General features: G+C 66.0%; 20 protein-coding genes, 2 tRNA genes, 1 other RNA gene and 1 pseudogene. 10 read left to right on the top strand and 14 right to left on the bottom strand.

Going from position 1 to position 22503, the window contains the following annotated elements; genetic code table 11:
* Positions 1 to 194: 194 nt before the first annotated feature.
* A pseudogene (locus L1O03_RS11655) lies at positions 195 to 575 on the bottom strand (AAA family ATPase); the annotation flags it as partial.
* On the opposite strand from L1O03_RS11655, the gene L1O03_RS03415 reads away from it, so the two are divergent.
* On the top strand, positions 484 to 681 hold the full coding sequence (locus L1O03_RS03415; RefSeq protein WP_236117996.1) for a hypothetical protein: 198 nt from the start codon (positions 484 to 486) through the stop codon (positions 679 to 681). The pseudogene L1O03_RS11655 and the gene L1O03_RS03415 sit on opposite strands and share 92 nt — an antisense overlap.
* 81 nt (positions 682 to 762) lie before the next feature.
* On the opposite strand, the gene L1O03_RS03410 is transcribed toward L1O03_RS03415, so the two are convergent.
* The 3 genes from L1O03_RS03410 to glnA are packed head-to-tail and all read right to left on the bottom strand — an operon-like array spanning position 763 to position 5626.
* The gene (locus L1O03_RS03410) at positions 763 to 1101 is read right to left on the bottom strand and encodes a hypothetical protein (RefSeq protein WP_236117995.1); all 339 of its coding nucleotides are present in this window, start codon (positions 1099 to 1101) and stop codon (positions 763 to 765) included.
* Between the two features lie 39 nt (positions 1102 to 1140).
* The gene (locus L1O03_RS03405; RefSeq protein WP_236117994.1) at positions 1141 to 4245 is read right to left on the bottom strand and encodes a bifunctional [glutamine synthetase] adenylyltransferase/[glutamine synthetase]-adenylyl-L-tyrosine phosphorylase; all 3105 of its coding nucleotides are present in this window, start codon (positions 4243 to 4245) and stop codon (positions 1141 to 1143) included.
* Between the two features lie 40 nt (positions 4246 to 4285).
* Positions 4286 to 5626 (bottom strand): type I glutamate--ammonia ligase, encoded by a 1341-nt coding sequence (gene glnA / locus L1O03_RS03400; protein WP_236117993.1) that lies wholly within the window; start codon positions 5624 to 5626, stop codon positions 4286 to 4288.
* 146 nt (positions 5627 to 5772) lie between these two features.
* Between glnA and L1O03_RS03395 the strand changes: the two genes are divergently transcribed.
* Entirely contained in the window at positions 5773 to 6831 is a 1059-nt protein-coding gene (locus tag L1O03_RS03395; RefSeq protein WP_236117992.1) for a DUF2786 domain-containing protein, read from the top strand.
* Between the two features lie 61 nt (positions 6832 to 6892).
* The gene (locus tag L1O03_RS03390) at positions 6893 to 8593 is read left to right on the top strand and encodes a CYTH and CHAD domain-containing protein (RefSeq protein ID WP_236117991.1); all 1701 of its coding nucleotides are present in this window, start codon (positions 6893 to 6895) and stop codon (positions 8591 to 8593) included.
* Positions 8594 to 8647: 54 nt separating this feature from the next.
* On the opposite strand, the gene L1O03_RS03385 is transcribed toward L1O03_RS03390, so the two are convergent.
* A complete protein-coding gene (locus L1O03_RS03385) occupies positions 8648 to 8839 on the bottom strand; it encodes a hypothetical protein (RefSeq protein ID WP_236117990.1) in 192 nt (63 codons plus the stop codon).
* A gap of 138 nt (positions 8840 to 8977) precedes the next feature.
* Between L1O03_RS03385 and L1O03_RS03380 the strand changes: the two genes are divergently transcribed.
* Entirely contained in the window at positions 8978 to 10291 is a 1314-nt protein-coding gene (locus tag L1O03_RS03380; RefSeq protein WP_236117989.1) for a galactokinase family protein, read from the top strand.
* 27 nt (positions 10292 to 10318) lie between these two features.
* Here L1O03_RS03380 and rnpB read toward each other — a convergent pair.
* The 3 genes from rnpB to L1O03_RS03365 all read right to left on the bottom strand — a co-directional run bounded on the left by rnpB (position 10319) and on the right by L1O03_RS03365 (position 12301).
* Positions 10319 to 10723, bottom strand: an RNA gene (rnpB, locus tag L1O03_RS03375) — RNase P RNA component class A.
* Positions 10724 to 10790: 67 nt separating this feature from the next.
* The gene (locus L1O03_RS03370) at positions 10791 to 11129 is read right to left on the bottom strand and encodes a hypothetical protein (protein ID WP_236117988.1); all 339 of its coding nucleotides are present in this window, start codon (positions 11127 to 11129) and stop codon (positions 10791 to 10793) included.
* Complete coding sequence (locus tag L1O03_RS03365; protein WP_236117987.1) at positions 11117 to 12301, bottom strand: Nif3-like dinuclear metal center hexameric protein; 1185 nt, start codon at positions 12299 to 12301, stop codon at positions 11117 to 11119. Before L1O03_RS03365 ends, L1O03_RS03370 begins: the two co-directional genes overlap by 13 nt.
* Before the next feature lie 84 nt (positions 12302 to 12385).
* Between L1O03_RS03365 and L1O03_RS03360 the strand changes: the two genes are divergently transcribed.
* Both L1O03_RS03360 and L1O03_RS03355 read left to right on the top strand, forming a co-directional pair.
* Positions 12386 to 12886 (top strand): low molecular weight protein-tyrosine-phosphatase, encoded by a 501-nt coding sequence (locus L1O03_RS03360; RefSeq protein ID WP_236117986.1) that lies wholly within the window; start codon positions 12386 to 12388, stop codon positions 12884 to 12886.
* On the top strand, positions 12876 to 13913 hold the full coding sequence (locus L1O03_RS03355) for an SURF1 family cytochrome oxidase biogenesis protein (protein WP_236117985.1): 1038 nt from the start codon (positions 12876 to 12878) through the stop codon (positions 13911 to 13913). The genes L1O03_RS03360 and L1O03_RS03355 overlap by 11 nt, the downstream gene beginning before the upstream one ends.
* 33 nt (positions 13914 to 13946) lie before the next feature.
* On the opposite strand, the gene L1O03_RS03350 is transcribed toward L1O03_RS03355, so the two are convergent.
* Positions 13947 to 14022: transfer RNA gene (locus tag L1O03_RS03350), tRNA-Val, on the bottom strand.
* A 130-nt stretch (positions 14023 to 14152) separates the two neighbouring features.
* The gene (locus L1O03_RS03345; RefSeq protein WP_236117984.1) at positions 14153 to 14560 is read right to left on the bottom strand and encodes a DUF3052 domain-containing protein; all 408 of its coding nucleotides are present in this window, start codon (positions 14558 to 14560) and stop codon (positions 14153 to 14155) included.
* A gap of 274 nt (positions 14561 to 14834) precedes the next feature.
* On the opposite strand from L1O03_RS03345, the gene aceE reads away from it, so the two are divergent.
* Entirely contained in the window at positions 14835 to 17570 is a 2736-nt protein-coding gene (gene aceE, locus L1O03_RS03340; RefSeq protein WP_236117983.1) for a pyruvate dehydrogenase (acetyl-transferring), homodimeric type, read from the top strand.
* An 87-nt stretch (positions 17571 to 17657) separates the two neighbouring features.
* Here the strand turns inward: aceE and L1O03_RS03335 are convergent, their stop codons facing one another.
* Positions 17658 to 18698, bottom strand: coding sequence for an alpha/beta fold hydrolase (locus L1O03_RS03335; RefSeq protein ID WP_236117982.1), 1041 nt, complete (start codon positions 18696 to 18698; stop codon positions 17658 to 17660).
* Positions 18699 to 18764: 66 nt separating this feature from the next.
* On the opposite strand from L1O03_RS03335, the gene L1O03_RS03330 reads away from it, so the two are divergent.
* Together L1O03_RS03330 and L1O03_RS03325 are read left to right on the top strand one after the other, a co-directional pair.
* Entirely contained in the window at positions 18765 to 19064 is a 300-nt protein-coding gene (locus L1O03_RS03330) for an acyl carrier protein (protein ID WP_236117981.1), read from the top strand.
* Positions 19065 to 19079: 15 nt separating this feature from the next.
* On the top strand, positions 19080 to 19907 hold the full coding sequence (locus tag L1O03_RS03325) for an HAD-IIA family hydrolase (RefSeq protein WP_236117980.1): 828 nt from the start codon (positions 19080 to 19082) through the stop codon (positions 19905 to 19907).
* On the opposite strand, the gene L1O03_RS03320 is transcribed toward L1O03_RS03325, so the two are convergent.
* The gene (locus L1O03_RS03320; protein ID WP_236117979.1) at positions 19904 to 20311 is read right to left on the bottom strand and encodes a nucleoside triphosphate pyrophosphohydrolase family protein; all 408 of its coding nucleotides are present in this window, start codon (positions 20309 to 20311) and stop codon (positions 19904 to 19906) included. The two genes, L1O03_RS03325 and L1O03_RS03320, sit on opposite strands and share 4 nt — an antisense overlap.
* 191 nt (positions 20312 to 20502) lie before the next feature.
* Entirely contained in the window at positions 20503 to 21324 is an 822-nt protein-coding gene (locus tag L1O03_RS03315) for a serine hydrolase domain-containing protein (RefSeq protein WP_236117978.1), read from the bottom strand.
* A gap of 112 nt (positions 21325 to 21436) precedes the next feature.
* Between L1O03_RS03315 and L1O03_RS03310 the strand changes: the two genes are divergently transcribed.
* Positions 21437 to 21512 (top strand) — tRNA-Asn (locus tag L1O03_RS03310).
* Positions 21513 to 21604: 92 nt separating this feature from the next.
* Here L1O03_RS03310 and L1O03_RS03305 read toward each other — a convergent pair.
* Positions 21605 to 22438: a YwiC-like family protein gene (locus tag L1O03_RS03305; protein ID WP_236117977.1), complete on the bottom strand. Its 834-nt coding sequence runs from the start codon at positions 22436 to 22438 to the stop codon at positions 21605 to 21607.
* Positions 22439 to 22503: the final 65 nt, after the last annotated feature.

Here is a 22503-nt window from a genome sequence, read left to right as displayed (position 1 = left end):
CCCGGTGCCCCAGTACCCCCGGTGCCCCCAGTACCCCCGGTGCCACCAACGAGGAAGCGAATGGTCCCCTCGGGATCGCCGATGAATTCCGCCATCGCGCGGAAGCACTCGGTGCGCTGCCAGGATGTCCGGTGGAGGCCCTCATCATTGCACTCCCATACGGCGGCCCCGGGGATGCCGGCCAGAATGGGCGAATGGGTGACAATGAAGAATTGTGATCCCCGGCGCGCGGCCTCGGTGATCGTCGCGAGCAAGGCCATCTGGCGCGTGGGGGATACGCCGGCCTCGGGCTCGTCGAGAATAATGATGCCCCCGCCGAGGGAGAATTCATCGATGATCTCGAAGACCCCCTCCCCATGCGAGTGGCGCGACGGGATGGCCTCGCCGACATACGCCTCGTGTGACTCCGCCCGCAGGTACACGCCATTGCGCGGAGTGCGATGCATCCGCACTCGGCAATGCCCACCCAGGCCTGCGGAATCCTTGACGGAACGCTTGCGAACCTCCATGGAGTCCTCGCTGCGCACGCCGCCGGTGGCGCTGAAGCGCAGGGCGCTGGCGAGGGCCTCGAGCACCGTGGACTTCCCCGTCCCGTTCTCGCCGGTCAGGATGGTCACCGCCCCCTCGATGTGCCAGGGCTCCACCATGAGCTGCCGGATCACGGGCAGCCGCAGCGCATAGCCCTGGGGGACGGGCCGCTCGGGGTGAAGCTCGATGCGTATCTGTGAGAGAAAAGGAGCAACCACGTCCGCGCCTCACCCCCTAGGAGAGGAAGGAGCCGTAGCCGCCTTCCGGCGGACGACGCCTGCCGGTGAGAAACTCAATAACGCCGTTCACCACCTGCTCGCCGACGTCCCGCGGAATCTGCTTCTCCCCCGCCCCGGCGGCCGCGCCGGGTGAGTCCGCATTGTCCGCGGACTCCGGCGGGATATCCCCGACGGTGGTCTCCGCGGAGTCGAAGCTCAGCGTGAGCACCCGGGCCTCTGGGTCATAGTGAATCTCCGTCTCGGGGCGCACGCCATTTCGGGCGGCAGCCTGGGAAAACTCGGAGAGATCAGCGAAGGAAAGGTTCTCAAGGTCAAGGGTCATGGTGATCTTCATGGCCCCAGTCTACGAGCACCGCCCACCCCGAGGAACTCCTCAGGGTTCCATGCTGGGTTCTCCCCAGAAGACCTCGTCGACCACCCGCCGCGCCCGGCGCGTCACCCGCAGATAGTGCTCGAGGAACTCCTGGTACTGCGTGGGCTTCCATCCCGCGGCCGCCGCGACCTGCATGAGGTAGAGGCCCGCCCCAGGCAGCTGATCGGTGCGCCGGCCCCGCACGAGGACGAGGGCATTGCGCGCGCGAGTGGCCTCGAGCCACGCCGTGCGAAGGGTCTCGACGCTCTCAGCAGGGAGGATCTCCTTCTTCTCGAAGACATCAAGCAGCTCCAGGGTGGAGGTGTTGCGCAGCTCCGGGTGGAGATGAACATTCTCCATGGTGAGGAGCTGCACGGTCCACTCGATATCGGTGAGCGCGCCGCGCCCCAGCTTGGTGTGGGTGTTGCGGTCGGCGCCGCGAGGCAGGCGCTCATTGTCCACCCTCGCCTTCATGCGGCGGACCTCGCGGATGGTCGACTGCTTCACCCCATTCTCTGGGTAGCGCAGGGGGTCAATGGCGTGGAGGAAGCGGGTTCCGACCTCCTCGTCGCCAGCGATGACGGTCGCGCGGAGGAGGGCCTGCATCTCCCAGGTCTCGCCCCAGCGGCGATAGTAATTCTCATAGGAGCCGATCGTGCGCACGCTCGCCCCGTTGCGCCCCTCTGGGCGCAGGCCGAGGTCCACCTCCAGGGGAGGATCCCCCGAGGGCTTGTTCAAGCGCGAGCGCATCTGGTCGCAGATCTTGATCGCCCACTTGATGGCCTCGTTCTCATCCACCCCCTCCGCCGGGTCCGCGACGAGCATGACGTCCGCATCCGAGCCATAACCGAGCTCCGCCCCACCCAGGCGCCCCATGCCGATGACGGCGATCCGCGCGGGCGGCTCCAGGTAGCCATCGACGCGGAGGCTGTGGCGGATTTCTGCCCGGAGCGCCGCCTCGAGGACGGCGTCCCACACCGTGGACAGCGCGAGGCAGACGTCGGGAACACTCATCATGCCGAGGAGATCGGCAGAGGCAATGCGCGCCAGCTCCGTGCGGCGCAGGGAGCGGGCGACGGCGATGGCTTTGTCGGGGTCCTCGTGGCGTCCCGCGGCGGCGACGAGGGAGGACTTCACGGTGTCCGGGCCCGTCGCGAGCAGCTTCGGCCCTCCCGCGCCATCACCGAATTGGCGGATGACATCGGGCACGGAAATGATGAGGTCCGAGGTATAGGGCGATGTGCCGAGCACCTTCATGAGGCGCTGGCCCACAATCCCCTCGTCGCGCAGCATCCGGAGGAACCACGTGCGGTGATAGGCCGTCTCCGAGAGCTTGCGATAGTTGAGGAGGCCGGCATCCGGGTCGGCGGTCTTCGCGAGCCAATCCATGAGGCTGGGCAGGAGCAGGGCCTGGATCTTCGCCCGCCGCGAGACCCCAGAGGCCAGCGCCGTGAGATGTTCAAAGGCGCGGTCCGGGAACTTGTATCCCAGGGCGCTGAGCTGCAGCTTCGCCGCCTCCGGCGTGAGCTTCAGCGTGTCGACACTCAGGTTCACGATCGAGTGCAGCAGCGGCCGGTAGAAGAGGCGACGGTGCAGCGTCGAGACAAGGAGACGGACGCGGCGAATCTCCTTGTCCAGCAGTTCCGTGGCGGACTTCTTCCCCACCCCCGTGAAACCCGAGGTGCGGGCGAGCCAGTGGCGGTTGTCCTCATCGTCCTCCGCAGGGAGGGCGTGCGTGCGCTTGAGGCGCTGCAGCTGAAGGCGGTGCTCAAGCAGGCGGAGGAAGGCATAGGCCTGGCTGAGGCTGTACGCATCATCGCGGCCGACATAGCCCCCGGCGGCGAGGGCCTCGAGTGCGTCGACCGTCGCGAGCACGCGGAGCGACTCATCGGAGCGACCGTGCACCAGCTGGAGCAGCTGCACGGCGAACTCCACGTCGCGCAGACCACCTTCGCCCAGCTTGAGCTCGCGTTCGCGCAAGTCCTTCGGCACGTTGTCGATGACCCGGCGGCGCATCGCCTGGACGTCGTCGACGAAGGACTCGCGCTGGCTCGCGGCCCAGACGCGCGGCGCCAGCTTCCCGATGTACGCCTTGCCCAGCGAAATATTCCCCGTCATGGGGCGCGACTTCAGCTGCGCCTGGAACTCCCAGGTTTCCGCCCACCGCTTGTAATAGGCGATGTGGCTGTCGAGCGTGCGCACGAGGGCACCACTCTTACCCTCGGGGCGCAGGGCGGCGTCGACCTCGAAGAAGCACCTGCTGCCGATCCGGTTGAACTCGCCAGCCAGCCGGGTGGCTTTGGGGGTGACCGGTTCGGCGACGAAAATGACGTCGACGTCAGAAATGTAATTGAGCTCCCGAGCGCCGCACTTGCCCATCGCGAGGACCGCCAGCTGCGTGTCCACCGGATTCTCCCCGTACACCCCCGCCACGGCGACGGACAGGGCCGCCGTGAGGGCCGCGTCCGCGAGGTGCGAGAGCAGCCCCGTGATGTCGCGGAAAGGGATCTCCGGCTGGCTGGGGCGGCGCCGATTCCCCGGATAAGTTCCCGCGAGGTCATGCGCCGCGATCCGCATGACGAAAGTCCGATACGTGTCCCGCAGCGGGGCGAGGGCATCCGCGCCCGTGCACGCCGCCCAGTATGTGCCGGCGGAGCTGAGATCATCCCGGGCGCCATCCTCATAGGAGGTGAGGGGGAGGCCATCCTCCTTGGGCTCAATGTGCGCTGGCTGCGCGTCTACGGCGCCGAGCATGCCGCGCATCATCTCTTCCCTGCTGGGAAGCGGCGCCTGGAGCTCCGACCAGAGCTCTGGGTGGGCGACGAGGTGATCGCCCAGCGCCGTCGAGCCTCCGACCAGCGAGAAGAGCCTCACGCGGAGCTCCGGGGAATCAATGAGTGCGGCGGTCAGCGACTCGCGCCCGGACTCTCCCTCCTTCTCCACGAGGGCTTCCACGAGACGATGCACCGTGTTGAGGGCGAGGTCCGGGTCCCCGGCGCCCGAGAGCGCCCAGAGGATATCGGCGCACTCGGGACGGTTCCAGCCCAGCCATTCAAGATCGTCCTGGGCGCGGGCGCCTTTCAGCCCCAACACCGCCGGCGAAGGCACGCGTACCGATCTGGTCACAACAACGTCTCCTTAGTCGATGAGCGAGTCGATGATCGACTTAGTAGTCAAGGATGGTTTCCAATTCCCACGGCGTGATCTGCTGCTCATAGCGATGCCATTCCTCCCACTTACTGCGGAGGAAGAACTCAAAGACGTGCTCCCCTAGAATCTCGGCCATCAATTCTGACTTCTCCAATTCTCGGAGAGCCTGGTCCAGGCTATGAGGAAGATCAATATACCCCATGGCCCGGCGCTCCCTCCGGGAGAGAAGCGACACATCATCCTCGGCAGGGTCATCCAGCTCATAGCCCTCGCGGATACCTTTGAGCCCGGCCCCCAGAAGAACGGAATATGCCAAATACGGGTTGCAGGCAGAATCAATGCTGCGGATCTCCACCCGGCGCGACTCCTCCTTTCCCAGCCGGTACGTGGGCACCCGGATGAGCGCCGAGCGATTCGACACGCCCCAGGTGACGGCCGTCGGCGCCTCGTGGCCGAACATAATGCGCTTATACGAGTTCACCCACTGATTCGTCACCGCGGAGATTTCCCGCGCGTGGTGCAAGACGCCGGCGATGAATTGGCGGCCCGTCGTCGAGAGGCTGAACTCATCATCCGGGTCGTGGAAGGCATTACTCTCCCCCTCGAAGAGCGAGAAATGCGAGTGCATGGCAGAACCCGCATAGCCCGGGAAAGGCTTGGGCATAAACGAGGCCGCCACCCCATTGCGCTGCGCCACCTGCTTAATGATGTAGCGGAACGTCATAATCGAGTCAGCCATCGTGAGCACATCCGCGTGGCGCAAATCAATTTCCTGCTGCCCCGGCGCCGTCTCATGGTGGGAGAATTCCACCGGGATTCCCATGGATTCCAGGGCGAGCATGGCTTCTCGACGGAAGGACGGGGCCTCATTATGCGAGGCCTGATCAAAATACCCGCCATTATCGGTCGGGGCGGGACTCTGCCCGGACGTCAGCACAGAGCGCAGAAGATAAAACTCAATTTCCGGGGAGACCATGCACTCAAAGCCGTCCGCCGCCGCGGAATGCACCTGGCGGCGAAGGACTTGGCGGGGGTCCGCCCACGACGGCTGCCCATCGGGCATGCTGATATCGCAGAACATGCGGGCCGCCTGGAGCGGGGAATCCTCCCCATCGAAGGGAACGATTTGGAAGGTCGAGGGATCAGGCATGGCGATCGTGTCAGCCTCAGATACCCGGGAGAATCCCTCAATACTGGACCCGTCAAAACCCACCCCTTCTTCAAAGGCAGATTCCAACTCGACGGGGGCCATGACCACCGATTTGAGATAACCCAAAATATCGGTAAACCACAGGCGGATGAACTTGATATCACGCTCTTCAACTGTGCGAAGCACGAATTCCTGCTGACTATCCATGGCCCCATGCTAGCGGACGGGGGTAGTCCAGCCGGGCCAAATCCGCAGGTCGAGGATCTCTCACCTAGCCACGGGGGTAGTCATGTCCGCCCTCTGTGGTGCAGTGGACACACAGATCGAACACGTATTCGCATACAGGAGTTTCCATGACCACGACGTATCACACCCCGCTCTTCGCCCGCCTCCTCGTCACCACGACCCTCGCAGCGCAGAAGGGCTGGACGCCCCGCGACCTCTGTCACCTTTTTGGGGAGCCCATGCTCGCTCTCTTGCATCGCGAGGGCGAGACCATCCTGGGATCGCTGAACCCACCCCACCGGGACACATGGGCGGAGGAGCTGGGCAGCCTTCCGCCATCTCCCCCGACGATGCCCTCTTTTGATCTTCGCCTCACCTCTCGCCTGCTCTCTCTGCCTCCCATGGAGGGGTCAGAGTATCTCCATTCGGCAACCCTGCGACGCGAGGGCCCGCGCGACGAGCAGGAGGCGAAGCATCGGGCAAAGATCGAGAAGCTCCTCGCCAAGGCGCAGTCCACCTCCTTCAGCGAGGAGGCAGAAAGCCTCATTGCCAAAGCTCAAGAGCTTCAGCAGCGCTATCGCATCTCTCATCTCACCGAGGAGAAGAACTCCTCATCGCCCGGCACCCGCGTCCGTGCCCGCCGCGTCTACCTTCACGCGCCGTGGATCAAGCACCAGTTCCTCCTCCTCGGGGCCATTGCTCGGCCGAATAGCTGCCGCGCCATCCTTGTTCATTCCCAGGGCATTGTCACAGTCCTTGGCGCCCCGGAGGACCTCGATGCCACCTTGCACCTCTTTTCCTGTCTCAACCATCTGCGCGATCACTTCATGCGGAATTCCGACGCCGCCCGCGAGGCGGCGAGAAGAAAGGACACCAACTCTTTCCGGCGGAGTTTCTGCCTGGCGTATGCCGCACGAATCGGCGAGCTCCTCGAGGAAGCCAACGAGGAAGCCTGGGAGAGCCCCGAGCATAAGCAGTCCATGCTGCCTGTCCTTCGTCAACGAGCCAAGGCCGTCGAGACCACGGTCTCCCTCCTCTACCCCTCCCTCTCCTACACCCGGGTGAGTGGGAACAGCTGGGCCGGCTTCGATGCTGGTCGAACCGCCGCGGAGAAGGCGTACCGTCGCACCCGATTCCGGGCTCTCGATCAGGGGGCTTCGTCCTCATGCTCAGCCCACACGAGGTAGGTAGGGTAAGCACCAGGACCTTCTAGACCTTCATTCCTCACTTCTTTAAGGAGACAGCACGGTGGGCACACGGAGTTTCGTGGAAATCGAGTCCAAGTTTTCTGTCACGGAGAGCGCCGCAGTTCCCGATCTCACACGCATTCATTCCGTCGACACGATCCTCGAGAAGCAGTCTCACAGCCTCTCGGCGGTCTACTACGACACCGAGGATCTTCGCCTCACCCGAGCGCGCATCACGCTTCGCCGCCGCGAGGGCGGTACCGACGCCGGCTGGCATATCAAGCTCCCCGGAGAGCGCGGGCGCATCGAAATCCGTGCTGAGCTCGGCGAACCAGTGGATGGGGAAATCCGCGTGCCCGAGGAGATCCGCGCTCACGTCCGAGCTCTCATCAGACGCAAGGAACTCGTCCCCATTGCCCAAGTGGACAATGAGCGGACCGAGTATCTCCTCGGCGATGCCGCCGGTTCTCCCCTCGCGGAATTCTGCGATGACCACGTGACCGCCTGGTCCTTCCTCCCCGGAGGCAAGCAGAGCTCGTGGCGGGAGTGGGAGGTCGAGCTCGCCCAGCCGGATGGGGATGAGAAGGAGCAGCTCACCATCATGCGCACTGCCACCGCTCTTCTCATCGGTGCGGGCGCCCGCGCCTCCAAGAGTCCGTCGAAGCTCATGAGTGCCCTGGGCGAGAGCATTGCGAATGCCCCCACTCCGCCCAGCGAACCCGAGATTGATGAGGACTCCCCCGCCGCCGGTGTGCTGGCTGCCCTCGAAGCGAACCGCGACAAGCTTGTCGATTATGACCCGCGGGTTCGCCGAGACGAGTGGGACTCTGTCCACCAGATGCGCGTGGCCACCCGGGAGCTGCGCAGCCACCTCCAAACCTTCGAGGGCATTCTCCGCGGCGAGACGGTCACCCACATCGAAAGCGAATTGAAGCTCCTCGCCGGAGTACTCGGCCAGGCGCGCGATGCCGAGGTCGTCGAAGAGCGCTTCCGCTCCCTCCTGGAAGAGGAAGACTCCGACGCCCTCGACGACGTCACCCGGCAGCACATCGGCCACGACATGGCCGAGGAATACCGCCGTGCGCACCGGCGCGTGGTGAAGACCCTCGACTCCGATCGCTACCTCGACCTCCTCGACGCCCTCGACGAGCTCATCCTCCACCCGCCGCTCGGGGCCCCCGCAGAGGAGACAGCTGAGCACAATGCGGAGCCCGCCACGGAGTCCGTTCCGGAGTCCGCTGCAGAGGCCGGCGAGTCGGCTGGCTCAGAGTCCGATCCTCAGAAGGAGGACAACGACACGTCGGCTGCGGCTCCGCTTTCCGCTGAGGACACCCTCCTCGAGCACGTCGAGCAGGCCTACAAGAAGCTTCGCAAGCGTCATAAAGCAGTCATCGCCACGCGCAATGACCGCAGCATTCCCCTCACCGAACGCGAAGAACACCTGCATGACATGCGCAAGGCCGCAAAGCGACTGCGCTACTCCGCCGAGGCAGTCGGTGCAGCCACCGGGCTGAAAACCAAGAAGCTCGCCAAAGCGTGCAAGGAGATGCAGTCGCTGCTGGGGGACTTCCAGGACGCCGTCACCTCCCGCGAGATCATCCAGCGTGCGGCGGCCAAGGCCCAGCGGCGCGGCGAGAGCACCTTCGGCTATGGGATGCTCTACCAGCGCGAAAGAATGCACGGGCTCGAGGCTCTCCGCGACTATGACCGCGTGGCCGAGGACATCCGAAAGGCCCATAGCAAGCTGCGCCGCAAGAAATAAAAAAAACGGTGAGCGGGGATTCCCGCTCACCTGCTGACGGTTCGTCGGCCAGGGCTAGGACCAGTCCTCATCCTCGCGATCCTGCGCCTCCGCTTCCTCATTGCGGCGAGCCGCGGTGGCCAGCGCCTCCCGCGCCTCAGCCTCCGAGGAATAGGGGCCCATGCGGTTTTCCCACCCGCTCGTCTTCCCCTGGCTCACCTCACCTGTAGCGAGGTCATAAAACCATTGCGTGTCCGTGTCAGCCATTGGTACTCCTTCATCTTTCCCTCGAGGCAGATGCTGCCTGACCCATACTTGGAAAGCCACAGTACCAGCGATACCGCGACCACTCCCCGACTACAGTGAGACTTCGCCCCCTCTGATCGACGACTCCAAGGAGACACCGTGCCCCCACGCGCAGACCAGCAGCCCGAACACGACACGTGGCTCACCGACCTGCGTGAAGCCCACCAGGAGCACTTCGGCGTTCCCCCGCAGAGCATTGCTCGAGTCCCGGGATCCTGGCCCCTCATCGGAGAGCACAGCGACCCCTTTGGGGGCATCTCACTCCACGTCCTCTGCGATGCGGACACCCGCCTGAGTTTATCCCCCACCCGCACGGCACAACTGCGCATTCGATGGGAGGAAGCCGATGCCCCGGCGCTCCACATTGACGCTGACATCAACACACTCGTGCAGTCCCTCCAGGAGGGCTCAGAGGATCACCAGCCCGGCACGGACGACGAGGAGCTGGCATCCCTGCTGGCCCTCACCATGTCCTCCCTCCACCAGCGCCAGATGCTCAGCCGAAGCGTCCACGGGGCCGACATTCTCATCCGCTCCACCATTCCTCACCAGGCGGGCCTCGGCCTGCTGAGCTCCATTCATGTGGCCTTCGCCCTCGCCGCGACCTGCTCCGAGGAGGGTGTCGACGTCCCCACCCGGGCGCGGCTCGCCGACGTGCTGGCGCACTCGGCGGCAGTCATCGCCCCCGCCCGCCCTGCGCTCTCCCGGCTCCACGCGCTCCTTCGCGCCCAGGACAGCGGGCATGGCGTCGTCGATCACGCCGACGGAGCCGTCACCCGCAGCCCCAGCATTCTCACGCCTGGCACCCAGGCCTGGCTTGTCCGCCCTGCTCCCGCCGGGGCCGCTCCGGCCCCTACGGAGGAGGTGCGAGCCAGCCTCGCACAGCGCTTCGCACTCGCTCAGCGTGCAGCCCACGATTTCGGCACCGCCCACCTGCGGCTTCTCCCCCACGCGCCGACACGCGTCCCGGAGTGGCTCGCCGCCTATCGCCACGTTCATGGCCTCGAGGGCCAACCCTCTCCCGACGAGGCCGCCACCTGGCTGGGCTTCTGGGAAGCGGAAACCCAGCGCGCCGCGAAGCTCAACAGCGCCCTCCATGCCCAACACCACAGCACCGCGTGGACGCTCATCAACGATTCGGCCCGTGCCCTGCGCGAAAACTATGGCCTGTCCACCCCCGACGCCGCCCTCGCGCAGCTGTGCCTCCGGGCAGGCGCGGTGGCCGCACGCCCCGTTCTGGCTGGGCTCAGCACCGCATGTATCGCCTATACAACTCCCTCGTCCCCCGTGGAGACCCCTGAGGTGCTGAGCACTCTCAGCGCCCACGGGCTCGACGTCCTTGAGCTGCACGAAGGCCACCCCAGTAGCGTCACCGTGCTCTCCCCCAGGCAGGTCTCCGCCGAGGGAGACTAAACCCCACCACCCCCGCACACGTGTGGGCGAATGAGCCGACCTATAAGCCGGATTCTGTCCCCCGCCCTCGGGCGGGGTGGCGACCATCCATCTAGGACGCCCACTGGCGCCTCAAGCAGCTACCTCCGGACTCAGGCGAGCAGCCCTCAAACATCCGTTCCGCCGCACCTCACAGTGCAACTTCATGCCTTGCTCCCGGTGGGGTTTACCTGGCCAAGCCGGTCACCCGACCTGCCGGTGCGCTCTTACCGCACCCTTTCACCCTTACTGGCCTGCAGGAGACCAGCGGTTTCCTTTCTGTGGCACTAGCCCGCGGGTCACCCCGGGTTGCCGTTAGCAACCACCGTGCTCTGTGGAGTCCGGACTTTCCTCGACCTCCGCTTCCTCCCACGACGAGAGAAGTTCGGGGATCGCGGCCGCCCGGTCGGCTCATTCGCGGAGCTTAGTGTACCACTGGCCGCCCCGGGCATGAGCACCCTAGAGCACCCCAGAGCACCCCTTAACTCCCCTGCTCTTCCTGTGCCCGGCGCAGGTCGGCTTCCCGCGCGTCGCGATTATTCCGCAGCGCGTGCACCTCGTTGTGGGCCTCTTGAAGCTCGCTGGCGAGGTCAGCGATCCGACACTTCACGACGTACCGCTCGTCGCGAGCCTCCTGGGCCTCGTCCTCGGGGGTGTTCTCATTGCGCACAATCTCGCGGAGCTCTCGCTCGCGGCGGCGAAGCTCACGCTCCTCGTCCTGGATGCGGAGGATGTCATCCTCGATGTCCTGGACCGCCTTCTGCGCGGCGGCGAGGGCGCGTTCTGCTCGTTCCACTGCGTTCTCGTTCAGCTGTCCCATGAGTTCTTCTCCTGTCCTTCGCTGCTGCGATCCTGGGCACCGGAGCGCCGTGCCCCGAGGGTCCAGGGGTCCGTCCTGATGTCGATGATCTCCGTCCTCACCTCCGCGCCCGCGGCCACGACCTCTGCGGCCTGGCTCGTCCACGGGAATTCGCTTGCCCAGTGCGCGGTGTCGATGACGGCCGGCCCACCCGCGCGGAGGTACTCGTCGACGGGGTGATGACGCAGGTCAGAGGTCACGTAGACGTCGACGCCCAGTCCCCGCACCGCGTCAAGGAAGCTATCTCCCGCCCCTGAGGAGACGGCCACACGCTGCACGATCTGCTCCGGGTCCCCGGCGCAGCGCACACCCCACGCGGTCTCGGGGAGGACGTCGGCAACATGCTGGGTGAACTCCCGCAGGGTCATCGGTTCGGGCAGCTCCCCGATGCGCCCCAGGCCGGTGGCCTGGTCGGCGGGCGTGTCATCCTCGAGGGCCACGATGTCAAAGGCCGGCTCCTCATAGGGGTGCGTGTAGCGCAGGGCGCTGAGAATGGCCGCGCGCCGGCGTCGCGCCGCAACAAACTCGACCCTCACCTCGGGCCCGCGGTGAAGCTCCCCGACGCTCCCCTCGGCTGGGTTCGCGCCCTCGACGGGCCGGAACTGCCCGGTGCCGTCGATGTCGAAGCTGCACTCCCGGTAATCGCCGATCTCCCCGGCCCCCGCGCTGAACAGGGCAGATTTGACGCTCTCCACCGCCTCCGCGGGAATGTGCACGCCCCAATGGTCCTTGGCGGGAGCGGGCTGCGCGACGATCGGCGCACCGGGTGTGATCCCCACGAGCTCCGCCAACTTGTCGTTGACCCCCGGCCGGGCGGAATCCGCATTGGTGTGCGCGGCGAAGAGGGCGACGCCCCCGCGGATGAGCGTGTGGAGGACGCGCCCCTTCGGGGTGTCCGCGGCGACGGAATGGACACCACGCAGGAGCAAGGGGTGGTGAACAACGAGCATCTGCGCCCCGAGCGCCACAGCCCGCTCCGCGACCTCCTGGGTGCAGTCGAGGGCGAAAGCCACGGTGTCCACGGGCTCCGCCGGGTCACCGCAGATGAGCCCCACCTTGTCCCAGCTTTCCGCTAGCGCGGGCGGGTAGGCCTTCTCCAACAGCGTGCGAATCTCTCCAACGGTGCTGCTCACCGGTTTCCTTCCGTCGATGCATCCAGTCACGGTCCTGCCCGAGTGTACTGTTCCCGTCCGCCGTCGATCATTAGTCTGGAGTTCATGACTGTTCAGCGACGCCTCCACCTGGATGTTGTGTGTACCGGAAACATCTGCCGTTCTCCGATGGGTGAGATCATCCTCCGCCACTACATTGATGAGGCCGGCCTCGCCGACCATGCCGTCGTGACCTCCTGCGGCCTGGGCGGCTGGCACGTCGGTGATGGGGCGGATCATCGCGCCCTCGAGGAGCTCGCGGCGCATGGGTACGACGGCAGCCAGCACCGGGCCAGCCAGTTCGGGCAGATGGATGCGGACGCGGACCTGCTCATCGCGATGGATACGGGCCATGTCTCCCGACTCATCGCTAGTGGGGTCCCGGAGGAGAAGGTGCGATTGCTCCGCAGTTTTGATCCGGCGGCCCCGGACCAGGCGAGCGTCGAGGACCCCTATTATGGGGGCCGGGATGGTTTCCGCACGACGCGGGAGCAGATTGAGGCCGCAGTGCCAGGCATCCTCGAGTGGATTCGGCAGGAGTCGGGAGCAGACAACCGTGAGCAGTGAGAGCACGACGTCATCCACGTCCTTCTCGTGGCGGACTTTTCTCACCCCCGGGTGGGTCATCGGAACCCTTCTCATCATTGCGTTCTCCTACTTCGCGTTCACGGTGCTCGCCCCGTGGCAGCTGCATAAGAACACGGCCATCGTCCAGCGCAATGACCAAATCGAGCAGGCCTTCCACCGGGACCCGGTGCCCGCCGCCGATGTCATCGACCCCGCAAGCGGCGGCATCGAGCCCGGCGAGGAGTGGACGCGCGTCTCACTGATCGGGCATTACCTCCCGGAGCAGGAGGTTCTCCTGCGCCTCCGATCCGTCGATGGCCACCCCGCGTACCAGGCCCTCACCCCCTTTCGTAGCGACGACGGCCTGACGCTCCTCATCAACCGCGGCTACGTCCAGGCCACGGAGGGCATCCCGCCCATCACCCCGGCGCCCTCCGAGAGCGTCACGCTCTCTGGCGTCGTGCGCGTCAACGAGGCGCTCCCCTCCTCTGAGCCGCTCAACGAGGGCGGGCGCCTCCAGGTCTATGGCATCAATACCGGGCAGGTGTCGGACCTCATCCACCTCCCCCTCGGCCGCGATTACATCCAGCTCACCGCGGGCTCCCCGGGCGAGCTCATGGCCATCCCCGTCCCCAAGCTCGACCGCGGTTCCCACCTTTCCTATGGGCTGCAGTGGATCGCCTTCGGCATCATGGCCCCGCTGGGCTTGGGCTACTTCATCTACGCGGAGGTTCGCGAGCGACGCCGCGTCCGCGAGGAAGAAGCAGAGATGAAGGCCAGCCGCACAGACGAGGCGGAGAAGCAGCCTGCAGACTCCCCCCGCCCCACTGCCGATACCGCCGCCGAAGCCTCCGCCAGTACGTCCGCCAACGTCTCCTCCGAGGCCGCGCCCGACGCACCGCCTGCATCCCCCACATCCCCCGACACGTCCCAGGACCCCACCGCCCAAACCTTCCACCAGCGCTATGGCGATCAGCACCGCAACCCCTGGCGCCGCCGCGCAGAAAAGAAGGCCCGCGAACGCTAAATCCCGCAGCGGCGGGGCGTTCGCAGGCCGTGGTGGTGCGCTCCGACGGGCTCGAACCGCCGACCTGCTGGGTGTAAACCAGCTGCTCTTCCAGCTGAGCTAGGAGCGCAAAAGCACGATCCCCAACACTAGCATGAGGGATCGGAGTTCAATAATCCCTTGGCCCCTCGCCTGCGCGTGGCGGGGAGGCCGAGGGGTGGGCGTCGTCGTCACTCCCCCGGGAGGGTAATGGGGGCAGGTTAACGACGGTAGCCCCGCTGGACGAGGCAGGATCCCTGCCACTCGCCGAGGCGCTCGGCGCTCGTCTGGACGAGGCCAGCCAGCTGCGCGGCCTCGTTGATCTCCCCCGGGGCGATCGTGCCGGGCTTGCCCGCGCCGGGGGTGAGGAGCCAGATGCTGCCGTTATCGGCGAGATTGCGGAGGACGTCCACGAGGCCGTCGACGAGGTCGCCGTCCTCGGCGCGCCACCACATCAGAACCGTGTCGCAGATTTCATCCGTGTCCTCGTCGAGGAGTTCCTCCCCGATGATGTCCTCAATGGCCTCAGAGATGGAGCTGTCACAGTCCTCGTCCCACCCTATTTCCTGGACTGTCTGTCCTGGCTTCAGGCCTAAAAGCTGCGCATACCCTCGCGCACGCTCGCTCATTTCGCCCAGAGCCTCGTCCACTGTGATGTTCCTCCTCGGAGATTAACGTGCCCGTTTCGGGTCACACGGATTTCGTTCTCCCCCGTAGGATACAAGGTCAGCACACGAAGGTCTCGTTACCTCTCGCTTTTTCTGCCACTTTTGGGGTGGGATTCGGGGGTCCTGCGTCCATACAGGAAAACTTGATGTCCGCCCGCGCGCGCGACGCGGGGGAAGGGACGTATTCTAGTGGGAGCATCTCGCTTAGGTAATTCTTTTCAAAGGAGGTCTTTGTATGGCTGACTCCACGTCTGCCGGCCGCTCCCGTGAGGACAGCAACTTTCCCCTGATTCGGGATGGCGTCGCGTCCTATCTCAATGACAGCGACCCGGAAGAGACTCGCGAGTGGATGGAATCCCTGGACGGACTGCTGGAGGAATCGTCCAACGACCGTGCCCGCTACCTGATGCTGCGCCTCCTCGAGCGCGCATCTGCTAAGCGAGTGGCTCTCCCCCCGCTGCTGTCCACCGATTACGTCAACACCATTCCGACGTCCATGGAGCCGGAATTCCCCGGTGATGAGGAGATCGAAAAGCGTTACCGGCGCTGGATGCGCTGGAATGCTGCCATCATGGTCCACCGGGCGCAGCGCCCGGGTATTGGCGTCGGTGGCCACATCTCCACCTATGCTGGCGCCGCCCCGCTCTACGAGGTCGGCTTCAACCACTTCTTCCGCGGAAAGGATCACCCGGGCGGCGGCGACCAGGTCTTCTTCCAGGGTCACGCCTCCCCCGGCATGTACGCCCGCGCCTTCTTCGAGGGCCGCCTGACCGAGGATGACCTCGACGGCTTCCGCCAGGAGGTCTCCCGCTCCCAGGGCGGTCTCCCCTCCTACCCGCACCCGCACGGCATGCCCGATTTCTGGGAGTTCCCGACGGTCTCCATGGGCCTCGGCCCGATGGACGCGATCTACCAGGCGCGCTTTAACCGCTACCTCCACGACCGCGGCATCAAGGACACCTCCCAGCAGCACGTCTGGGCGTTCCTCGGCGACGGCGAGATGGACGAGCCCGAGTCCCGCGGCCTCATCCACCAGGCGGCGCTCAACAACCTCGACAACCTCACCTTCGTCATCAACTGCAACCTGCAGCGCCTCGACGGCCCGGTGCGCGGCAACACCCAGATCATCCAGGAGCTGGAGTCCTTCTTCCGCGGCGCCGGCTGGTCCGTCATCAAGGTCGTGTGGGGCCGCGAGTGGGATGAACTGCTCGAAAAGGACAAGGACGGCGCCCTCGTTCACATCATGAACACGACGCCGGACGGTGACTACCAGACCTTCAAGGCCAACGACGGCGCCTACGTCCGCGAGCACTTCTTCGGCCGCGATGAGCGCACCCTCAAGCTGGTTGAGGACATGACGGATGATGAGATCTGGCGTCTGCGCCGCGGCGGCCACGACTACCGCAAGATCTACGCCGCCTACCAGCGCGCGATGCAGACCAAGGATCGCCCGACGGTCATCCTCGCCCACACCATCAAGGGCTACGGCCTGGGCCACAACTTCGAGGGCCGCAACGCGACCCACCAGATGAAGAAGCTGACCCTCGATGACCTCAAGCTCTTCCGCGACAAGCAGGGCATCCCGATCTCCGATGAGGAGCTCGAGAAGGACCCGAAGATGCCTCCCTACTACCACCCGGGCGAGGACTCCGAGGAGATCAAGTACCTCAAGGAGCGCCGTCGTGAGCTGGGCGGTTACCTCCCCGAGCGGCGCGAGTCCTACACCCCGCTCGACGTCCCGCCGGTGGAGAAGTTCAAGAGCATCCTCAAGGGCTCGGGTAAGCAGGAAGTGGCCACGACGATGGCCCTGGTCCGCACCTTCAAGGAGCTCATGCGGGACAAGGAGATCGGCAAGCGCATCGTGCCGATCATCCCCGACGAGGCCCGCACCTTCGGCATGGACTCCTGGTTCCCGACCCTGAAGATCTACAACCCGCACGGCCAGAACTACGTGCCCGTCGACCATGACCTCATGCTCTCCTACCGTGAGGCCACCGACGGCCAGATTCTCCACGAGGGCATCAGCGAGGCCGGCTCCATGGCCTCCTTCATCGCCGCTGGTACGAGCTACGCCACCCACTGCGAGCCGATGATCCCGCTGTACATCTTCTACTCGATGTTCGGCTTCCAGCGCACCGGCGACTCCGCCTGGGCTGCCGGCGACCAGATGGCCCGCGGCTTCCTCATCGGCGCGACCGCCGGCCGCACCACCCTCACCGGCGAGGGCCTCCAGCACATGGACGGCCACTCCCCGGTGCTGGCGGCGACGAACCCCGCCGTGAAGTCCTACGACCCGGCCTTCGCCTACGAGGTCGCCCACCTCATCCGAGAGGGCGTAGACCGGATGTACGGCTCCCGCGCGGAGAACGTCATCTACTACCTCACCGTCTACAACCAGCCGACCCACCAGCCGAAGGCTCCCGAGAACCTCGACGTCGAGGGCCTCCACAAGGGCATTTACCTCTACGACACCCCGGAGACGGGCAGCCACGAGGCCTCCATCCTGGCCTCCGGCATTGGGATGCAGGCGGCGCTCGAGGCACAGAAGATCCTCGCCGAGGAGTACGACGTCAAGGCCTCCATCTTCTCGGTCACCTCGTGGACCGAGCTGGCCCGCGATGGCGCGGCCCGCAACCTTGCTCAGCTGCGCAACCCGGGCGAGGACCAGGACGAGGCCTTCGCTACCCGCCAGCTGAAGAAGGCCTCCGGCCCGTACGTGGCGGTCTCCGACTTCACCACCGAGCTGCCGGAGTCTATCCGCGGCCTCGTGCCCGGCGACTACACCACGCTCGGCGCCGACGGGTTCGGCTTCTCCGACACCCGTGAAGCCGCCCGCCGCTACTTCAACATCGACGGCGTGTCCGTCGTGGTGGCCGTCCTCGCCGCCCTCGCCCGGGCTGGGGAGATCGACCGCCAGGTGGCCGTCGACGCGGCGGAGAAATACCACATCACGGATCCGACGCAGGCCTAGCCCGCATACCCCGGGACGAGCCCCTCGCCCCCGGGAGACAGTTCGAGGCGCCCGGAGAGCACACGTTCTCCGGGCGCCTCGGCGCCTCTAGGCCGTTGCCGGCGGCGCGGCCTCCTCGGGGATGGCGTCAATGAGGCGGTCGATCGCCGCGTTGAGCACCTCCGGGGCTTCGAGGTTCACCATGTGCCCCGCCCCGTGGACGAGCAGCCGCCAGGCGCGCGGCCAGACCTCGCAGATGCGATCGGCCTGCTCCTCGGGGGTGACGTCATCCCGGTCCCCCACGATGACGAATCCCGGCTTCGAGGCGAGCGCCCCGGCGGCCGCGAGCTCGTCGTGCTGCTGGAGGTCCCGGAAGAATCCGACGAAGGACTCCAGCGGAGTCTCGTGGATCATCGCCGCGTGGAACTCGACGAGCTCGTAGTTCGTCGGGCGTTTGAAGACCCCGACGGCCAGCGAGGGCGCAAGCAGCGCCGCCGCCTTCTCCCGGAACTTCTTGACCTCCGTGGCGGAACTGTCCACGGCCTTGTAGATGCTATCGGCCGCGGGCAGCGCGAGGACCTGGGGGATCCCCTGGTCAGAGAGCGCCTCGATGGAGGTGGACACGAGGATGAGCCCGGCGATCCGCGCGTAGAGCTCCGGCTCGTCGTTCTCACAGCGGCGAAGAAGATCGAGGATGCAGAGGCCGCCCATCGAGTGCCCCACGAGGATGATGGGGCCCGTGGGGGCGCAGTGGTGGATGACGGCGCGGACGTCGTCGGCGATGCCATCCATGGTGCACAGATCCGGGTCCACGGCGCCGGTTTGGCCGTGCCCGCGGAGGTCGAGGAGGACGTTGCGCACCTCAGGGTGGCTGCGCCGGACGTGCTTGACTTGGAGGAAGTAGGCCTCGGCGGCGAGGGTGAATCCGTGCACGTAGACGACCGTGGCGCGCGGCTCCGCGACAGCGGCATCCGGGCCGGCCACGTAATAGGCGACGTCGATCCCATCGGAGTTCACGGTGCCGGTGTCATCAAGGTCCTGAAGGCCCGGCTCGCGCGACTGCGAGTGGAGAGCGCCGTGTTCGAGTGCCAGTCGACGACGGCCCGACGGCGTCAGGCGCAAAAATACGGCTCGGGCAGCATGTTTCATGAGCACTCATGCTAGTCCAGGACCCGGCTGCCAGGAAGGGCAAAGGGAACGTTTAAGCTCAACCGTATGAGCAGCAGTGAACAGGACAATGGCGCTGCCCGGCGCGCTGCGGATGTACGCATCCTCGCTGAGATCCTCCGCGACACCACGGGCACCGAGATCGAGGACATCACCCCGGAGACCCATCTCCTCGATGACCTGCACATTTCCTCGCTCTCTCTCATCGAGACGACGGTCCGCGCGGAGGAGGCCTTGGGCGTCCAGCTCGAAGACGAACATGTCCTCAGCTTCAACACGGTCGGCGATTTCCTCGACCACGTCGATGGGATACGGATGACCAATGCTCGTCAAAACGGGGAGAAGTAACGCACAATAGGGAGTATGACTGCCTCTATCTCCTACCTCACCGACATGGATGGCGTCCTCATCCGTGAAGGTGAGATGATCCCCGGTGCCGATCGCTTCCTCCATGCCCTGGATTCCCACGGCATTGAGTTCATGGTCCTCACCAACAATTCCATTCACACCCCGCGGGATCTCTCCGCGCGCCTGCGCTCCCAGGGTCTTCTCATTCCCCCGGAGCGCATCTGGACCTCCGCGACGGCCACCGCGCACTTCCTCGCCTCCCAGCTCAAGGAGGGCACGGCGTACGTCGTCGGCGAGTCGGGGCTGACCACGGGCCTCCACGAGATCGGCTGGGTGCTCAGCGACTCCGAGCCGGACTTCGTTGTCCTCGGCGAGACCCGCACCTATTCCTTCGAGGCCATCACCAAGGCCATCAACCTCATTAACGCCGGCGCCCGCTTCATCGCGACGAACCCGGACGTCACCGGCCCCGCCCCGCAGGGCATCCTCCCCGCGACCGGCGCCATCGCCGCCCTCATTACCTCCGCGACGGGCAAGGAGCCCTATTACATCGGCAAGCCGAACCCGGTGATGATGCGCTCCGCTCTCAACACCATCGGTGCCCACTCGGAGCGCACCGTCATGATCGGTGATCGCATGGATACCGACGTGAAGTCCGGCCTGGAGGCCGGCATGCGCACCATCCTCGTGCGCTCCGGTATCAGTGACGAGAACGAGATCGAGCGCTACCCCTACCGGCCGACCCGGGTGCTCGATTCCATCGCCGACGTCGCCGAGAACATCCTCGACCCCTTCGAGGACGGCGCCTTCGAGCCCGAGGACCCTACCGACCCGGAGTCCTAGGCCTCGACGTACTCCCCGACCCTCTCGACGCGGGCGCTGAATCCGTGCTCGCGGGCGAGCGCGCCGAGGACCTCCGCCAGGTCCGTCAGCTCCTCCTCGGAGCCGCTGAGGAGCTCCCGGCAGCGCAAGCTCCCCGTCGTGTCCCGCTGCCAGCGGGTGAACCAGCGGGTATCCCAGATGTCCTCGCCCGGGTGCGGCGAGAGCACAGAGGGGCTCGGCACACAGAGGCACAGGGCAGACTCGACGGCAGGGCGCAGCCGCCGCGTCAGCCCGCTGATGTGGAGCACGGCGGTCTGCGCGCGGCGCGACGGGCGCGCAGCTGCCCGCGGGCTCTCCGCGATTCCTGCGTCGTGTCCTGCGTCCCCGCGCCGGCACGTCGTGCGTGGTGATGCAAAGTCAGGCACAATCACGGTCCTTTTCCATGATGAGTGATCATGCCGGCCCACGCGCGCGGATGCCCATGGCCCGGCATGCAAGACGAGGCTCGTCTTCCCCTACGGCCTGCGTGTCATGGTTTCCATGCCTGTGGGGGCCAATTTTCCGGCACCACGCGTCACATCAGCAACTCTCAACCCCCACTTCATCCCCCAGTTATTCACTCTCGAGTGGAGCTTGAGAGTTCAGCCCAGATCGCCGCATTCGTCTCCGACCACAGCGGCTTCGCCCACGGCCCAAAGTCCCGATCACTGAGCATGACCATCGCCCGCTGCGTCGGCCGATGGAACCACAGGTACGTCCCGCTCATACCGAAGTGCCCCGCCGTATCCTCCGGCATGTTCGCCCCCGTCCAGTGCGGCTCCTTCTCCCCTCGAATCTCCGGGCCCAGCCCCCACAGGCACGGCTTCTGCATCCCATAGCCCGGCACCACACCGCGCAGCTCCGGGAACTGCGGGTGCAGGGCCTCCGCGACCGTGTCGGGGTGCAGCAGCGTCGGCGTGAGCCACTCGCGCGCAAAAACCGCGAGGTCCCGCACCGTCGATACCGCGCCGTGCCCCGCCGATCTCTCCAGGCGCGTCGCGCTCATCCCCAGCGGCTCGCACACCCCCTCCCGGAGGTACTCGGGGAAGTCGATGCCCGTGGCCTCTGCCACCGCCTCCGCGAGGATCTCGTAGCCCGCCGAGGAGTAGATACGACGCTCACCCACCGGCTTCTGCGCCCGGCGGCTATCGAAACCCACCCCCGAGGCGTGGGCAAGGAGGTGGCGCACCGTGGAGCCCTCCGGACCCAGGGGGTCATCGAGCTCCATCGCTCCCTCCTCGACCGCGAGGAGCACCGCATAGGCGGTGAGCAGCTTGGTCACACTGGCCAGGGCGAAGACGTGCTCCTCATCGCCGAGCGTCCACTGCTCGGAGTGATCAAGGACGGCCGCGGCGACCGTCGGGGCGGGGAAGGTTGTCAGCGCGTCGAGAGAGTCCATGACTGCCATCTTAGCGAGTGCAGAGATCCCCGTTGACCTGCAGATTTGCCAAGCATTCGCGGTGCTCGATATAGTATCTTCTCGTTGCACGGAAGCATCCGCAGCAGCCTGATCCCCCATAGCTCAGTTGGCAGAGCATTCGACTGTTAATCGAAGGGTCGCTGGTTCGAGCCCAGCTGGGGGAGCCACATCCCGCAAGCACCGCTTGCGGGTTTTTTGTTATGCTCCCCGCGCCTCGCTCCGGGTCCGCACAGACCCTGCTCCGGGCGCCCTCAAGCCCCTAGGCCGCGAGCACCCCGGCGAGAATCACCGCGATCGCCATGACGATGGTGGCCGGCACCTCCGCGCGCCCCACCCTCTTGGGAGTCCACACGGTTCCTTTCTGCGCGGAATACGGCACGAGGATCGCCCGCCCAATGCTCCACACCATGACGGCCACCATGATGATCGCGGCGAGGATCGGCACCCACTTCAGCGCCAGCACCGCCACGACGAGGGCCGCCACCACCTGGTACGTCACGGAGCCGATGAGATAGCGCCGATTGCCCTTCTTCCGGATCATCGACTTCACATAGGGCACCGTGCCGGAGAAGTACAGCGCCATGACGATCGCCGAGATGATCCCCACCGTGGAGGTGCCCGCGGGCCCGCCGTCGCCCCGCCCCACTGTGTCCATCACCGCGAGGACCGCGCCCGAGGCGCACGTCGTGGCGCACCCGGAGAACGTCGAGCGGGGGCGGTTCATGAGGATCTCCTCCACCGCGATGCCGACGAGCGGGACGAAGAGGATCGCCCACCACAGCAACGAGGGGCGAAGCAGCAGAGCCACCACCGCGCAGAGCGCCGCCACCCCGCCATAGGTGAGGGTGGGCGCCAGGAAGGTTCCGCGGTGCTGGCGTCGTCGAGCCTTAAAGAGGAGCCCACCGGCGAAGAAGCAGAAATAACCGCTCATCCAGGAGAGGAGGACCAGGAGAGTCGCGAGGAGGGAGATCGCCGTGCGCTCGCCCGGCCCGCAGAAGCCGAGGATGAGACCGAGGAGGGGCGGGATGGTGACCATCGGCCAGGCTCCATGCTGGTTGGGGATCCAGGGGTTAATGCCTCGACGGCGACCCATGAACAGCACTCCTTTCGCGCGCATATGGTTAGCCACGCCTTCCTTGTGCCGCGGCCCGCCCACCA

It is taken from the genome of Corynebacterium uropygiale (assembly GCF_021568315.1).
GTDB classification, from domain to species: domain Bacteria; phylum Actinomycetota; class Actinomycetes; order Mycobacteriales; family Mycobacteriaceae; genus Corynebacterium; species Corynebacterium uropygiale.
The sequence above is the reverse complement of the archived record's forward strand: the minus strand, read 5'-3'. Positions and strand labels throughout refer to the sequence as shown.